The organism is Acetobacter ghanensis (assembly GCF_001499675.1).
Lineage (GTDB): Bacteria > Pseudomonadota > Alphaproteobacteria > Acetobacterales > Acetobacteraceae > Acetobacter > Acetobacter ghanensis.
The window spans coordinates 919675-934811 of record NZ_LN609302.1 but is presented as its reverse complement, the minus strand read 5'-3'; the positions used below and the strand labels follow the sequence as shown (position 1 = coordinate 934811).

General features: G+C 59.2%; 13 protein-coding genes. 4 read left to right on the top strand and 9 right to left on the bottom strand.

Annotation, left to right across the window (positions count from 1 at the left end; all coding sequences use genetic code 11):
- Positions 1-38: 38 nt before the first annotated feature.
- Both AGA_RS04570 and cobU read right to left on the bottom strand, forming a co-directional pair.
- Positions 39-1493, bottom strand: coding sequence for an NAD-dependent succinate-semialdehyde dehydrogenase (locus tag AGA_RS04570; protein WP_083503665.1), 1455 nt, complete (start codon positions 1491-1493; stop codon positions 39-41).
- 221 nt (positions 1494-1714) lie between these two features.
- Positions 1715-2275: a bifunctional adenosylcobinamide kinase/adenosylcobinamide-phosphate guanylyltransferase gene (gene cobU, locus AGA_RS04565; protein ID WP_059023223.1), complete on the bottom strand. Its 561-nt coding sequence runs from the start codon at positions 2273-2275 to the stop codon at positions 1715-1717.
- A gap of 60 nt (positions 2276-2335) precedes the next feature.
- Between cobU and cobT the strand changes: the two genes are divergently transcribed.
- Both cobT and AGA_RS04555 read left to right on the top strand, forming a co-directional pair.
- Positions 2336-3385 carry a nicotinate-nucleotide--dimethylbenzimidazole phosphoribosyltransferase gene (gene cobT, locus AGA_RS04560; protein ID WP_059023222.1) on the top strand — a complete coding sequence of 350 codons (1050 nt, stop codon included), beginning with the start codon at positions 2336-2338 and terminating at the stop codon, positions 3383-3385.
- A complete protein-coding gene (locus AGA_RS04555) occupies positions 3382-4215 on the top strand; it encodes an adenosylcobinamide-GDP ribazoletransferase (RefSeq protein WP_059023221.1) in 834 nt (277 codons plus the stop codon). The genes cobT and AGA_RS04555 overlap by 4 nt, the downstream gene beginning before the upstream one ends.
- 58 nt (positions 4216-4273) lie before the next feature.
- Here the strand turns inward: AGA_RS04555 and AGA_RS04550 are convergent, their stop codons facing one another.
- The gene (locus tag AGA_RS04550) at positions 4274-4537 is read right to left on the bottom strand and encodes a hypothetical protein (protein WP_083503664.1); all 264 of its coding nucleotides are present in this window, start codon (positions 4535-4537) and stop codon (positions 4274-4276) included.
- A gap of 109 nt (positions 4538-4646) precedes the next feature.
- On the bottom strand, positions 4647-5768 hold the full coding sequence (cobD, locus tag AGA_RS04545) for a threonine-phosphate decarboxylase CobD (RefSeq protein WP_231946012.1): 1122 nt from the start codon (positions 5766-5768) through the stop codon (positions 4647-4649).
- Between the two features lie 11 nt (positions 5769-5779).
- Here cobD and cbiB point away from each other — a divergent pair, with 11 nt between their 5' ends.
- Positions 5780-6769, top strand: coding sequence for an adenosylcobinamide-phosphate synthase CbiB (cbiB, locus tag AGA_RS04540; protein ID WP_059023219.1), 990 nt, complete (start codon positions 5780-5782; stop codon positions 6767-6769).
- Entirely contained in the window at positions 6766-7404 is a 639-nt protein-coding gene (bluB, locus tag AGA_RS04535) for a 5,6-dimethylbenzimidazole synthase (protein ID WP_059023218.1), read from the top strand. The genes cbiB and bluB overlap by 4 nt, the downstream gene beginning before the upstream one ends.
- Before the next feature lie 9 nt (positions 7405-7413).
- Here the strand turns inward: bluB and AGA_RS04530 are convergent, their stop codons facing one another.
- From AGA_RS04530 to cobN, 5 genes are all read right to left on the bottom strand, one after another.
- Complete coding sequence (locus AGA_RS04530; RefSeq protein WP_059024645.1) at positions 7414-8934, bottom strand: cobyric acid synthase; 1521 nt, start codon at positions 8932-8934, stop codon at positions 7414-7416.
- Between the two features lie 14 nt (positions 8935-8948).
- Positions 8949-9575, bottom strand: coding sequence for a cob(I)yrinic acid a,c-diamide adenosyltransferase (gene cobO / locus AGA_RS04525; RefSeq protein WP_059023217.1), 627 nt, complete (start codon positions 9573-9575; stop codon positions 8949-8951).
- Between the two features lie 78 nt (positions 9576-9653).
- Complete coding sequence (locus AGA_RS04520; protein ID WP_083503542.1) at positions 9654-10205, bottom strand: histidine phosphatase family protein; 552 nt, start codon at positions 10203-10205, stop codon at positions 9654-9656.
- 145 nt (positions 10206-10350) lie between these two features.
- Positions 10351-11676 (bottom strand): cobyrinate a,c-diamide synthase, encoded by a 1326-nt coding sequence (locus AGA_RS04515; protein ID WP_059023216.1) that lies wholly within the window; start codon positions 11674-11676, stop codon positions 10351-10353.
- A gap of 3 nt (positions 11677-11679) precedes the next feature.
- A complete protein-coding gene (gene cobN / locus AGA_RS04510; RefSeq protein ID WP_059023215.1) occupies positions 11680-15129 on the bottom strand; it encodes a cobaltochelatase subunit CobN in 3450 nt (1149 codons plus the stop codon).
- Positions 15130-15137 lie beyond the last annotated feature (8 nt).

The window sequence follows — 15137 nt, the reverse complement described above, 5'->3', positions numbered from 1 at the left end:
CACGGCATTTTTCATAACCACATCACACAGCAAAAAGCTTAGAAATTAGGCCGTTCATGCAGGCTGGAAACCAGCTTGATAATGGTATGCGCGCGCAAAGCAGCCGGGCCACCCTCCGTGCCATAACCAGAATCCTTGATCCCGCCAAACGGCACTTCCGGCGTGCCAATACCATGGTGGTTAATGGCCACCATACCGGCTTCAAGCTTTTCACCCAGCAGGCGCTCGGTACGCTCACAACGCGTGTAAACATATGCCGCCAAGCCGTAAGGCAGGCGGTTGGCTTCCTTGACCGCATCCGCCAGTTCGGAAAACTCATCCATAATGGCAATCGGGCCAAATGGTTCTTCCTGCATGACACGCATATCCAGCGTGGGCTTGAGTACAAGCGTGGGCGGGAAGAAGAAGCCCTTGTTGGGGAGTGCCGTATCCGGCTGCCACAGTTCTGCACCTTTGGCGCGGGCGTCCTCCACCAGCTCGGTCAGGGCTTTGACGCGCCGCTCGTTAATAAGCGGCCCCATGGTCACACCCTCGTCCAGACCGCAGCCGATTTTAAGCGCGCTCATCTGGGCCTTGAACTTTTCAATAAAGGCCGAGGCAATGTCCTTATGCAGCAAGAAGCGCGTTGGAGCGATACAGACTTGTCCCGCATTGCGGAACTTGGCCGCGGCAACGCGTTCGGCCGCCTGGTCCAGATCCGCATCCCGGCACACAATAACCGGGCCATGCCCCCCCAGTTCCATGGTAACCGGCTTCATCTGCGCACCCGCCAGTGCGGCCAGATGCTTGCCCACGGGGGTTGAACCAGTAAAGGAAATTTTGCGCACAACGGGGTGGGCAATCAGATATTCGGAAATTTCTGCTGGAGTTCCATAAACCAGAGAAACAGCGCCAGCCGGAATACCGGCATCACAAAAACACCGGATAAGTTCTGCCGGGGAGGCTGGCGTATCTTCCGGCGCTTTGACAATAACACCACACCCAGCACCCAGAGCGGCACCCAGCTTGCGGGCAATCTGGTTAATGGGGAAGTTCCACGGCGTAAAAGCCGCCACAACACCAATTGGGCGGTGCAGCACACGCTGCTCAACAAACGGCGCACGGGCAGGCACCAGCTCATCATTCAGGCGGCGGCCTTCTTCCCCAAAATATTCAATAACCCCAGCCGCTGCATTAATTTCAATAACAGCCTGCGCCAGCGGTTTGCCCTGTTCACGGCTCATAATCCGGCCAATGGCATCCGCGCGCTCACGCAATAGTTCCGCGGCCCGACGCATGATTGTATAACGGTCCCATGCGGTCAGGTTACGCCATGCGTCATAACCTGCGGCGGCTCCAGCGACCGTTTTATCCAGATCAGCAACGGAGGCATGGGCAACCTTGCCAATAAGTTCACCATTGGAAGGGTCCAGAATGGGGAGCGTGCGCCCATCGGCCGCATCCTGCCATTGTCCTGCGATCAGAAGCTGGGTGTTGATTGGTGTTTCTGACATATGCATCTCTCAGCCAAAATGAACGGGTCTATTGGTAACCCAGTTATGCCCGCATAAGCATCCGTCACTCACCATCTTCCGCCCTTCAACGCAAGAGGCCAGCAGTATTTTGCAGCCTTCCCGGCCCTTGCCCGCCAACACAATGGCGAACGTCCCACGGTCCATACGCAAGGGGACAACAACCGTTCCGCAATGCCGCCCACTACCGGAACACAAAGCTTTTACCGGGCGGCGTCTTCATTCTTGAGCACTAACGGTAGCCCTGCTGCAACAAACACAACCTTGCCCACACAGGCTGCAAGGCGCTGGTGCAACAGCCCTGCCTCATCCCTAAAGCGCCGCCCAAGTTGGCTTTCGGGCACAATGCCCAGCCCCACTTCATTCCCCACCAACACGGTAGGGGCCTTACGGGTTTGCAAGCTGGAAAGAAGAGCCTGTGTTGCAGCCGCAACATCCTGTTCATCCAGTAACAGGTTGGTCAGCCACAGAGTCAGGCAGTCCAGTAGTACGGGGGCACTGGAATACTGCTGGAGCACTTTTGCCACATCAAAAGGTTCCTCCACCGTCTGCCAGCCCACCTTGCCTCGGTCCTGCTGATGCTGGGCAATACGCGCACGCATTTCATCATCAAACGCACGTCCTGTGGCCAGATAGATCCACGGTGCAGGCAATGCTGTTATGGCCCCCTCGGCAAAACGGCTTTTGCCCGACCTGGCACCCCCCAGCACAAGTAGGCTGCCTTGCGCACCTCCGGGCTGAAGGTTGAGACTTATGCTGGTCATGCGCTAATCCGACCCTGTTTCCATTTGCGTGAACCTCCATAACAGCACAGAATTGTAGCCATGCCTTCCTTCTCCTCCCGGCCCCAGCCCGGTCCTCCGTCATCCCTGCCTGCCTTGCGGGCTTTGTGTATGGACCTTCCGCCAGCCAATACACAGGTCCAGCATACCATCGCACAGAGGGAAGCCGAATTGACCAAACCTCCGGGCAGCCTAGGCCAACTGGAGGAAATGACACGCTGGCTGGGTGGGTGGCAACATCGCGCCATGCCCAGACTGGACCATGTGCATGTGCTGATTTTTGCTGGGAATCACGGTGTTATGGCGCACCATGTTTCTCCATGGCCTGTGGAGGTCACGGCGCAGATGGTGCAGAATTTTGAACACGGTGGGGCCGCCATCAATCAGATCGCCCGGGTGGCACAGGCGCAACTGGCCGTGGTACCGCTCCATAACCTGACCCCCACCAACGATTTTACACAGGCTCCTGCCATGACGGAACAGGCGTTCATGGAGGCTGTACAGGCTGGTTTTAACGCGGTCCCACACACATGCGACCTGCTTTGTTTGGGCGAAATGGGCATTGGCAACACAACGGCTGCCTCCGCCTTGTGTGCAGCCCTAACCCGCCAGCATGGTGCAGACTGGGCAGGCCAGGGCACAGGGCTGGACATGGATGGAACCAAGCATAAAGCCACGATCATAGACACCGCACTTGCTCACCACAGGACGCATCTGGACGATCCGCTTGAAGTTGCCAGACGGCTCGGTGGCTACGAGCTGGCTGCCACACTGGGGGCTACCCTTGCCGCACGGCACAGGCATATTCCTGTCATTCTAGATGGTTTTGTCTGTACGGCGGCTGTTGCCCCTCTGGCACACCTGAACGCCAGTGCCTTGGACCACACGGCTCTCTCCCATTACCCAACGGAAACAGGCCATACAGCCAGACTGGCCCAACACCTGCGCATGAAACCAATTTTAAGCGGGCTTGGCCTCCGCCTTGGGGAAGCCTCTGGCGCGGCACTGGCCATTCCCATTTTGCGCGCAGCTGTTGCGTGCCACACGGGCATGGCCACATTTGCCCAAGCTGCTGTTTCCGAACAGATATGACGCCGATACCACCGGGAAGCTGGGTAAACCAACGGCGGCTGGATCTTGCCTGCGGCCTGAGCCTGCTGACCCGCCTGCCCGCTGGCTGGCTAGCCCCTGCCGCCAGTAGAACCAGCACCACACCGTGGCCGTTGGCCAGATCAGTCTGGTGCTGGCCCGTTATCGCTATGCTAATAGGTGCTGTAACAGGCTGCGTTCTGGCTCTGTTACGCATGGCCCATGTACCCGCCCTTGCCGCCGCCGCACTGGCCTTGACCTGCCAGACAATCCTGACCGGAGGCTTGCATGAAGATGGTCTGGCAGACATGGCAGATGGCTGTGGAGGCGCAACACCAGACCGCAGGTTGGCCATCATGCGTGATAGCCGTGTTGGCAGTTATGGGGTTATGGCGCTCGGCCTTGGCCTGCTTGTTCGGGTGTCCGCTCTGGCGGCATTGCCTTTGCAGGTATGCATTCTGGTTTGCGCCACAACAGCCTGCCTTGCCAGAATGGCCATGGTGCTTGTACCCATCCTTATTCCACCCGCCCGGCCGGATGGTCTGGCCCGTGCCCTGTCCGCGCTACCGGTATGGTCGTTCCTCGCCGCTGTTCTTATGGCGTCTGGCGTAACCTTGGGGCTTCCATGGGGCGGGCGTAGCGTGGGTTTGGCCTGCCAGCTCCCCCTTTTGTCCGTCCTGCTGCCAGCAGTGGTAAGCTGCGCCACAGCTCTTCTGGTCGCAATGTGCGCCAAACGTCTGCTGGGGGGCTATACGGGGGATGTACTAGGCTGCTGCGCCGTAGTGGCTGAATGCCTGTTGCTCTGCCTGTACGCAGCACTGCTCTGCCCGTAATCTGGCAAAATATGCTGCGTGCCGCCCTAATCAATAAAGCGGCACGCAGTTTGCGAAGTCAGGCCTTGGGGGCTTCTTCTTCGTCTTCTTCTTCATCCCAGTCTTCGTCGTCTGCTTCGAAAACCAGTTCTACGGTAATGGTTGCGTCATCACCTTCCTGAAGCGCTTTGGCATCAGCTTCGGCTTCTTCTACTTTTTCGTAGAGCTTGCCTTCGTTAGGGTCTTCCTGCCATTCGTTCCGTGGTTCCCAGAACGACACTTCACCATCCGCATCTTCACGCTGGATGAGATAGCCTACGATCACTTCATCTTGGTCTTGCATGGCGTTATCCTTTTCTGCCTGTTCCCTTCTATGAAGCAAGCCGTAAAAAAGGGAAGAGGAAAGCGCGCCAAAGTGTTTGATGAAAATATGACAGGCCAACAATATCCGGTCAAAGCGCTATAAAATTCGCCTGCCATGCTTCCAGCGCTCGCTCCAGCCGCGTCCATGCCAGTGCATTAGCGGGCAGGCCAAGACGCAGGCACCGTGGCCGTTCCGCAAAGCGGCGGGTTACAATGCCGTGGCAGCAAAAATGCTCCCACAGGGCATAGGCGTCCGCCGTATCCACCAATGTAAACAGGGATGAATGTCCCCGGCACGTCAGGCCCGCTTTATGCAGGCTAGCCGTCAGCCGGTCATGCGCTATGCGCGCCTGCTGCGCCGCCTGCTGCAACCACTGTGTATCTGCCAATGCCTGCCGACCCGCCGCCAGTGCCAACGCCCCTACCGGCCACGCCCCCAGCAAAGCGCGCGCCCGTTGTGCCAGTTCCGGTGCAGCTAACAAAAACCCCAGACGCACACCGGGCAAGCCGTAGGTTTTTCCAAAAGAGCGCAACACAACAAGCCCCGGATGCGGCAGCATGGACGCCACGCTGTTATGACCAAAATCTCCAAATGCCTCATCCACCACAAGCCAACCTCCGACCTGCGCACACTGGTCAGCCACACGGATAAGAGTTTGTGCGTCCAACTCCCGCCCATCTGGGTTATTGGGGTTACAGATCACGCAGACCGTTCCTGCCTGCTGTGCAGCATGTTGCACCTGCCCCAGATGATCGGCCAACATGCAGGGCACACCATTCTGCTCCCACGCCTGCTGATGCCCAGAATAGGTTGGTCCCAGCACACAGGCCCTTTGCACATCCAGCAACCGGGGCAGCAGGGCAATCAGACTCTGGCTCCCGGCCCCTGTCACCACCATTTCCGCTGATTGAACACCATACGCACTGGCGGCAATTTGTTGCAGCGCGTGTTCCTCCTCCTGTTCGGGCAGACGGTGCAATGCGTCCAAGGGAGGCCAGACCAACGGGTAAGCAAAAGGACTAACGCCAGTAGACAGGTCCACAAAAGGTTCTGGTGCGCCCACAAAATATTGCATAATGGCCTGCACCTGCCCCCCATGCGGGGGCAATGGCAAAACCGAAGCACTCTGGTGGGACGCGGACAAACCGTTAGGCTGCATCCGGCTGAGCATGGTAGCGTCCTTAACCTTTTGTATCTGGTTAGTGTTCATACCCGCCTCCCATGCTCTTTTTTCCCCTTTCCATCACCCTGCCTGTTGCAGCGCTTGCCGCCGGCATGGAAGCCCTGTGGGGCTACCCTGCGCCACTGCTGAACGTAATTGGCCACCCCGTTATGTGGGTTGGCACGCTGATAGACAGGCTGGAACGCGCGCTGAACAGAGCAGACACACCTGAACGAACACGCCGGTTGCTGGGCTTTGTGACGCTGGCGCTGATTATTGCCATACCTGTAACCCTGACATCCCTCCTGCTTGGGGTGGGTTATACTCTTTTACCGGCCCCTGTCATGCTGCTTGTTCAGGCGGCACTTGCCAGCACGCTGGTAGCGCAACGCTCTCTTTGGCAGCACGTTCGCGCTGTAGCGACGGCCCTGCGCCACAATGGCCTGACGGGGGGCAGAAAAGCCGTCAGCATGATTGTAGGGCGAGACACCACCACACTGGACGAAGCGGGTATTGTGCGGGCTGCACTTGAAAGTCTGGCCGAAAATTTTTCCGATGGCATTGTAGCCCCGCTGTTCTGGACGGCGCTCTTTGGTTTGCCGGGGGCCGTTTTTTACAAATCCGTTAATACAGCGGATAGCATGATCGGGCACCTTAACCAGCGTTATGGCGCATTTGGCATGGCGTCTGCCAAGCTGGATGATCTGATAAACCTGCCCGCCTCCCGGCTGGCGGCATTATGCCTCATGCTGGCGTCCCCACGCCAACAGTGGCCTCACATCTGGCGGACCATAACGCGGGACGCCCCGCGCCACCGCTCCCCCAACGCAGGTTGGCCGGAAGCCGCAATGGCCGCTGCCCTGAACACTCTGCTGGCTGGCCCCCGCTCCTATGGTGGCAAGCTAACAAAAGACCCGTGGATTGGCAGCGGCACATCTGGCGCTACGGTAACGGATCTGGACCGGGGGCTACGCCTTTACCGGCGCGCCTGTGGTCTGCTTATTGCCGGCTTGCTGTGCGTTGCACTTGGCGGCATGATAGCAGGATGAACGCACCCTCCTTTTCCCCCACCTTCCGGGCAGAACTTGAACAGCTTTTTACGTGGCGGAGGGATGTACGCCATTTTCGGACGGACCCACTGCCCGACCACATTCTGCAACACCTGCTGGAAACAGCCTGTCTGGCACCTTCCGTCGGACTGAGCGAGCCATGGCGTTTTGTAAAGGTTGATAGCCCAACCCGCCGCCATGCCATCCGCGAAAACTTTGCCCACAGTAACGCCCGCGAACTGGCAGGCCGTGGTGGGGATGACGCACAGCGTTATGCCTCGCTCAAACTGGCGGGGCTGGACGATGCGCCCCACCATATTGCCGTGTTCTGCGAAACCAACCCAGCACAGGGGCGAGGGCTGGGCCGGGGCACCATGCCCCAGACCACTACATGGTCTGCTGTTATGGCCATTCATACATTCTGGCTGGCCGCCACAGCACTGGGAATTGGCGTTGGCTGGGTTTCCATTCTGGACCCCAAGGAAGCCAACAGGGTTTTGGGCGTTAACCCTGACTGGCAGTTTTTAGCATATCTATGCGTTGGTTACCCGCAGGAACCCGCCAGCTCCCCCGAACTGGAGCGCCGGGGGTGGGAGCAACGCAACCCTGCGCGCCGTCAGTGGATAGCCCGCTAACCTGACCTTTTATGCAGCATAGTGAGGGACGCAGGCCAAGGCCAACAACGCGTCCACATCCATATGCTGCTCCAGGTGGTCCGCCAAATGGTCCAACGCGGCTTCTACAGCGGCATCATGGTTCTCTGGCAAATGGTCCCCGGCCTGCGCCCACATCCCTCCGGGTGCAAAGGCTGCGCCATAGCCCCTCTCCAGCAAGGCGAGCCGTGCTGCCCGGTGCGTAAAAATACCATGCAGATACGTGCCCCAAACCCGCCCATTATCCGACACGGCACCTTCTGCTTGCCCATTCAGCCGTAAAAGTGGTTTAAGCCCCGGCGGCCCGTTGGTCTGCCCTAAATGCATTTCATACCCGGAAACATCCTGCCCACCCGGTTCCAAAAAACCTGTTCCGTATTCCAGTTTTTTGTCATTCCCCAACACAGTATGAAGGGCTAGAAGCCCAAGCCCCTGCGCAGTGCAGGCTGGACCTTCCGTGCCTTGCGGATCTGCAACAGACAGGCCCATCATCTGGTATCCTCCGCAAATGCCTATAACAGAACCACCATTTTTTGCATGTTCTACAATCTGTTCAGCCCAACCCCGCGCACGCAGACAGGCGAGGTCGGCCAATGTTGCTTTGGAACCGGGAAGTAGAATAACATCCGCTTTGGGCAACGCTTCCCCCTCCACAGCAGGAATAACGTCTACCCCCGGCTCCGCACACAGCGGGTCCAGATCATCAAAATTCGCAATCATGGGCAGAATGGGTACCACAATGCGCAAACGCGGCATTGGTCCCTGCTGTTCATCCAGCCTCCGCTTTGCACGCAATGAGGCCATAAGGTCAGCCGCATCTTCTGCCGGAAGGTCACGCACATCCGGCAGATGCGGCACCAGCCCCAAAGCCTGCCACCCCGTGCGTTCGGCTACAAACCGCATACCATCCGCAAACAGGCTGGGGTCACCGCGCATCCGGTTTACAATAAACCCCTTTATGCGGTCAGCATCTTGCGGTTGCAGTACAACCTGTGTGCCAACAAGGCTGGCAATAACGCCACCCCGGTCAATATCCCCCACCAGCACAACCGGTGCCTGCACTGCCTGCGCAAAACCCATATTGGCAATATCATGCTTACGTAAATTGACTTCCGAAGCGGAGCCGGCACCTTCCACCAGAACAAGGTCAGCCTGAGATGCCAGTTTTTTAAAACTCTCCAACACCCGTGGCATAAGGTGTGCTTTGCGGCTCTGGTAGTTTCTGGCTTCTATCGTATCCACTCTTTGGCCACACACCACAAGCTGGGCACCTGTTTCACCCTGTGGTTTAAGCAAAACCGGGTTCATGTTCGCCATTGGCAAAACCCTACAGGCCCGCGCCTGTAGGGCCTGCGCACGTCCAATTTCCCCACCATCCAGTGTAACGGCGGCATTGTTGGACATATTCTGAGGCTTAAAAGGCAAAACCCGTAAACCGCGCCGCGTTAAGGCACGCGCCAGCCCGGCAACCAGAGTTGACTTGCCAACACTGGACCCCGTGCCCTGCACCATAAGAACACGGGCCGTCAAAACTCCACACCTTCCTGCGCTTTGACCCCAGCCTTGAAGTGATGTTTGACCAACGTCATTTCCGTAACCAGATCCGCTGCATCCAGCATGGGCTGGCGGGCATTGCGCCCCGTAACAACCACATGCTGCCCATCCGGCCGGGCGGCAATGTCTGCCAGAACCTGCTCCATATCCAGATATTCGTAGCGCAGGGCTACATTTAGCTCATCCAGCACCACAAGGCTGACATCCGGCCTTGCCAGCGCCTGCCGTGCCACCGCCCATGCCCGCTCGCAGGCCGCCACGTCCCGCGCACGGTCCTGAGTTTCCCACGTAAAGCCCTCACCCATTGAGTGCCACTCCACCAGATCACCAAAGCGTTCGAGCGCACGCCGCTCCCCGGTATGCCATGCCCCTTTGATAAACTGTACCACCACAACCCGCCGGTCATACCCCAGCATCCGCAATGCCAGCCCAAATGCGGCTGTGGACTTGCCCTTGCCGGGGCCGGTGTTAACCAGAAGCAACCCTTTTTCCGCCGTTTTACTCGCCACTTCCTGATCCTGCACAGCCTTGCGTTTGCGCATTTTTTCCTTATGGCGTTCTGCATCGTGCTCTGTGGTACTGTGCTGGCTGTTGGTCATGGTCTCGCTGTATCTTGTTGTCTGTGTGTATCTGGTAAACGCAGTATCACCCCACGCCAGGGCATGGCGCAGAACGGGTTAGGTGGTTTGCTCGACCATAAACAGCCGTGCAAAACCCTGCGGAATGGACGGTGCCAACAGTTCTGGCTTCTCCCCGGCCGCCAGCGCGCTCAGAATACGCAATGGCCCCCCGTGGGACAGCACACAGGCGGCCTCCCCCTTGTGATACATATCGTGCCAGAAGTCGGTTATACGATGGCAAAGCGCCAGCCCGCTCTCCCCCTCCGGTGGAGCAAAGCCAGATGGGTCTTTTGCCCATTCATCCAGATGCTGGCGTTCTATATCCTGCCAGCGCAGACCTTCCCATTGACCAAAATCCAGCTCCGAAAGGCGCTGATCCACGCGCAGTTCCATGCCTGTGGCCTGTGCAAGCCGTTGGGCCATTTCCCGGCACCGCCGCGCCGGAGAGCTGTAGAGCACGCGGCAGACTGTCCCTTTGGCCAGAACGGAAAGCCCGGACACGATCTTTTCCCACCCCGGACGCAAAGCCACGTCCTGCCTGCCGTAACAGATGCCATCAGGCAACAACACGGGAGCATGCCTTACCAACAACACCGGAAAAGACTGCACGGCCTGTCTCCTCTTTATTTTTGTCCGTTGTTCCATCCTGTCAAACAGGCAAAACAAACCAGCGTTTACTTCCTACAGCCACATTGCCTGCAAGGCGGACACACCACCACCCCCTTATTCAGGAGCTAGGTATGGGGAAATTCGCCTACTCCGGTACAGTCGCCAGCACATGAAAGAACGAGCCAGACACAAACCCGCGCTGCCCACCACAAAACCCCAGTTCCTCGCCTATTCCAGAACGCAGACTGGCCAGTGGCGCATCCGCCCCGCCATCCACCACCGTTGCATAATGGAATTCGTGCCCACGCAAATGTGCACCGCGCGCGCCCAGAACACCGTCTTTTACAAGAGTGGCTTCCCGGTAACCCAAATTCAACTTCCGACGGGCAAAAGACGTGGAGTGGCCAAGCAGGCCAGCCATACGATGGTGCGCGCCCTGTGCATCTTCCAATACCTGCCCAAGCACCATAAAGCCCCCACATTCGCCATGCACAGGCCGGGTCTGGGCAAACTGCGCCAACCCTGTGCGAAAAGTCTCTGCCGCAGCAAGCTGTTCTGCGTGGAGCTCCGGGTAACCACCGGGTAACCAACAGGCGGTGCAGGATGGGTCCGGTCGCTCATCTGCTAGGGGCGAAAAAGGAACCAGCTCAGCCCCAGCCTGCCGCCAGAACAACGCTAGATGCCCATACAGGAATGAAAAAGCCGCATCGTCTGCTACAGCTATCCGTTGCCCCGGTGGCGGCAACAAGCCTGCTGCACCATATTCCACAGGCTGGGTACGAATTGGGCGGGCAGCCGCCAGAATACCGTCCAGATCCAGCTCCCGCTCGGCCTTATCCGCCAGATCGGCCAGCCAGCCGGGCAGGTCTCCATGCTCCCGCGCCTGCACCAGCCCAAGATGCCGCTCTGGCAGAGTTTGCCCGCCCTGCCGCATCAGCGCACCATAAACGGGCAGGTCGGCAGCCATGACCGCTTCCCGCCCAAGGCGCTCATGCCGGGCCGAGGCCACACGGTTCAGCACAACACCATTGACCTGCACATGCGGTGACCACTGCGCAAACCCTTTGGCAACCGGGCCAACAGACTGCCCCTGCCCCGACATATCCAGCACCAGTAGGACCGGAATTCCAAAAAATGCAGCAATATCGGATGGTGCGCCCCGCTGCCCGTCCGACAGGGAAAGACCATCAAACAACCCCATAGCCGATTCCACGACCAGAATATCCACATCCTGGCAGGCAGCCTGCATAACCCTGTGCAGCAGGTTGGAGGGCATACACCAGCTATCCAGATTAAGACCGGGTCGCCCCGTAATGGCGGCATGAAAAGCAGGGTCTATATAATCTGGCCCGGTCTTGACCGCGCCAACCCGCAACCCACGCCTGCCAAATGCAGCAAGCAGCGCCAGAGTCAGTGTAGTTTTGCCACCACCAGACCGAGGTGCCGCAACCATAATGGCCTGTGTTGTCATGCCTTATTCATTCCCATCTAGCACACAGGCAACGCTATTGCCGCGTGGGTGCCATAGGCCGCGCCGCATGGCTTCGGCAAAACGCTGACGCATGGCCTCCCGCGCTGCTGGGTTGGCCTTACGTAAAAAACCATCGCACTCAGCATTCCCCAGCGTTGCGGCAAAGACCAGATCAAACTGCCTGTCAAAACGCTGCGGCATGGTTGCGGCAAACCCATGCAGGGCATCCAGCCCACGCGCCAGTTCCGCCGCACCGGCGTAACCATGCCGCTGCATGCCCGCTATCCATTGCGGATTGGCAAGACGGCCCCGCACAATACGGGCAACCTCCTCCTCCGTTGCCCGCAGGCGGGGCGACTGTGGGCGCGATGTATCACCATGCAGGACGGAAGGTGCACCGCCAGCCAAATACGTTGCCGCAGCAAGCCCACCTTCATGGGCTGCAATATCCGGGCTTTCCAGCAAGTCGTTCTCGGCATTGTCCTGCACGTGCAGCACGGTTTCGGCCTGCCCCAACAGAGCGGAAAGGGCGGCTTCATCCCGCGTGCCATCCCGGCCACCGCCATACATCCACGATGAACCTTCCAGCCATGCAGCACCAAGGTCTGCCCGGCTTTCCCACGTTCCGTGGAGCAGGTGGTCCTCTATCCCCGTACCATACGTGCCTGCCGCCGCCCCAAATATCCGGGCCGTGGCCCGTTTGCGGGCGTCCCCCTCCAGCCCTTTGGCCTGCGCAGCCAGCGGGTTCCAGTCCTCTGGTTCACGCCGGTCCGCCACCGCCGTGACAGCCTGATCGAACAGAGCAATCTGGTCTGCAAACGCATCGCGAAACAAGCCGGAAATACGGAGTGTGACATCCACCCGTGGGCGGTCCAGCACCGGCAATGGAATAACCTCAAACCCACAAACGTGGCCCGTGCCTTCGGCCCGCTGCACTTCCACCCCCATAAGGCGCAAAGCCAGAGCCAGATCCTCCCCACCAGTGCGCAGGCTGGCAGAACCCCACATGTCCATAACCAGCCGGGTCAATGGCTCGCCGTGTTCCTGCAGGTGGCGGGTCAACAGTAGTTGCTCCATCCGGGTTGCTAGCACCATAGCCGATGGGGTGGGCAGGGCACGCGGGTCCACGGTAAACAGGTTACGGCCAGTAGGCAGCACATCAACACGCCCCCGCGTTGGTGCGCCTGCTGGCCCCGCGGCCACTGGCTGCCCGGCAAGGGCGCCCAGAAGAGCGCACATTTCCGCCGTGCCACACTGGTCTATACGCCGCGCGACATCCGCCACAAAAACCGGATCATCCTGCCTGCCACACGCTTGCGCAATGGTCTGCACAAGCAATGTGGAACGAGGAGCCGTTTGCCCAAAAACATGCAGCCCATCACGAATTTGCAGGTCTTTGACATCGCACAGATAAGCATCCAGCCGCGCCAGCGCCTCGGTCTCGTCCAGTTCACCGGGGTGTACGCCACTTTCGGCCAGCACACCTGTGCGGGCGGCACGCTCCAGAATGTCGGCCCGTAGCAGGCCTCCCCGGCGGGGGTCCAGTCCATCGGCCTCCGCATATTCATCTATCAGACGTTCAAGCTCTCGCATGTCCCCCGAAAGATTGGCCTGCATGACGGGTGGCGTCATATGCCCGATGGTGACTGCACCCAACCTGCGGCGGGCCGCTGCGGCCTCCCCCGGATTGTTGACGATAAAGGGGTAGATAACAGGCAGGTCACCTGTAAGAACCGCAGGTGCGCAAGCGGGAGAAAGCCCCGCAGCCTTACCGGGCAACCACTCCAACGTGCCATGCGTGCCCAGATGCACCAGCGCATCTAGTTTTTGAACACGCCGTAACCACAGGTAAAACGCCACATAGGCATGGCATGGCGGTGTATCGGGGTCATGATAAATAGCCTTACGGTCCGCCGCCTTCCCCCGATCTGGCTGTATGGCAACCGTTATGGTACCCAGCGTAGCATAGCGCAGGCAAAAGGTTCCGTCTTTGACCGCCGCATCCTGCTCGGGCGGCCCCCATGCTTTTGCAACCGATGCCATAAAGTCAGCATCCAGATCAGCGCTAAGAGACTGGTACTCCGCCACGGATAAAACAGGCTGCGCAGGTTTGTGCGCCATAAGGTGGACCAGCTCTTCCGCCGTTGGCACGGGCTGCGGGCCGGTTGCATACCCCTGCTGCTGCATGTGCAGCAGAATGTTATGCAGGCTGGCAAACCCATCCAGACCAACGGCATGGGCCACATGAGCACCGGCCTGTTCCAGCCCTGCTCCGGGGTAGTCGGAAAGCACAATACCAACGTGCTTTTGCACCGCGGGCTTCTGCCGCAGTCTTGCCCATGCCATGGCCCGTGCCGCCACCATGTGAATACCGGGTTCATACGCAACGCGTTGCGCAGGCAAACCCGGCGCACTCTCCTGCCGAAAGGAAATGGGAAAAGTGGCTATTGTGCCATCCAGTTCCGGCAACACGACCTGCATGGCAAGGTCCGAACGCCCTAGTCCTCTTGAACTTTCGGCCCATAAGGCCTGCGTGCTACCGGGCTGCAACACCTGCAACACAGGCGCGCCCGCTCCATCCAATGGAGAAAAACCCTGTGCTCCCCGTGCGGAAAAACAGGTCGCATTCAACACCACATCCGGTTTGGTGCGGCGCAGATGCTCCGTTACACCCCGTGCGACCGCCTGATCCTTGAGAGATGTGACAAACAGCAGCTCTACCGCACAGCCCTGCTGGGCCAGCACCTCCGCCAACCGCTCCATCCCCGCCATATCTGACGCCTGAAGATGGGCACGGTAAAACACGATTGTAGCCGAGCAGGCTGCTCCACCATTCTGGCTACCTTCCCGCCTTGCGGGGTAGGTGCGGTAAGGTCCCCATGCAGGCAAATGCTCGGGCTGGGCGCCATCGTCCTCACCACTTCCGGCAAGAACCGCCATAAGGCGTAAGGCAGCCCGCATGTTGCTAGGACCACCCTGTGCAAAAAAGCCATTCAAACGCTGGCGCTGTTCAGCAGATACCCCGTGGGACAGAGCTGCCAGACGGTCATCATCCGCCGCGCCACCCACGGGTTGGCCCGTACCACCTGAGTGCCCCGGCAGGAACACCACCGGCACATTCTGCGCCCGTGCCCATGCCGCAACTTCCTCAGCGCCATAACGCCAGTAGTCCAGCCCCCCCAGCAGGCGCACCACAACACAACGCGCCTCCTGCAAGGTGCTTTCCACATACAGGTCGATCGACATGGGGTGCCGCAGCCGTGCAAGGCCCGTTACCTGCACGGAGGGCAGGTTGAGAACCCCTTCCGCCCGCATCTGCTGCTCTGCATGACGCAGCCCTAGCAGGTCACTCTCTGTAAAAGACAGAACAACAATGTCCGCTCCGGGCAGGCCCAGATCTTCGGCACTATCCTGCTCATCCAGCGTCCGGTTTTCCCGAACCAGAAGGTGCATGGTCCGGC

Excerpts from the sequence above, each read along its gene's own strand:
- AGA_RS04570 (WP_083503665.1), bottom strand. The coding sequence starts at position 1,493 with ATGTCAGAAACACCAATCAACACCCAGCTTCTGATCGCAGGACAATGG.
- cobT (WP_059023222.1), top strand. The coding sequence starts at position 2,336 with ATGCCTTCCTTCTCCTCCCGGCCCCAGCCCGGTCCTCCGTCATCCCTG.
- cobU (WP_059023223.1), bottom strand. The coding sequence starts at position 2,275 with ATGACCAGCATAAGTCTCAACCTTCAGCCCGGAGGTGCGCAAGGCAGC.
- AGA_RS04515 (WP_059023216.1), bottom strand. The coding sequence starts at position 11,676 with ATGACAACACAGGCCATTATGGTTGCGGCACCTCGGTCTGGTGGTGGC.
- cobD (WP_231946012.1), bottom strand. The coding sequence starts at position 5,768 with ATGAACACTAACCAGATACAAAAGGTTAAGGACGCTACCATGCTCAGC.
- cbiB (WP_059023219.1), top strand. The coding sequence starts at position 5,780 with ATGCTCTTTTTTCCCCTTTCCATCACCCTGCCTGTTGCAGCGCTTGCC.
- AGA_RS04555 (WP_059023221.1), top strand. The coding sequence starts at position 3,382 with ATGACGCCGATACCACCGGGAAGCTGGGTAAACCAACGGCGGCTGGAT.
- AGA_RS04530 (WP_059024645.1), bottom strand. The coding sequence starts at position 8,934 with ATGGTGCAGGGCACGGGGTCCAGTGTTGGCAAGTCAACTCTGGTTGCC.
- bluB (WP_059023218.1), top strand. The coding sequence starts at position 6,766 with ATGAACGCACCCTCCTTTTCCCCCACCTTCCGGGCAGAACTTGAACAG.
- AGA_RS04550 (WP_083503664.1), bottom strand. The coding sequence starts at position 4,537 with ATGCAAGACCAAGATGAAGTGATCGTAGGCTATCTCATCCAGCGTGAA.
- cobN (WP_059023215.1), bottom strand. The coding sequence starts at position 15,129 with ATGCACCTTCTGGTTCGGGAAAACCGGACGCTGGATGAGCAGGATAGT.
- cobO (WP_059023217.1), bottom strand. The coding sequence starts at position 9,575 with ATGACCAACAGCCAGCACAGTACCACAGAGCACGATGCAGAACGCCAT.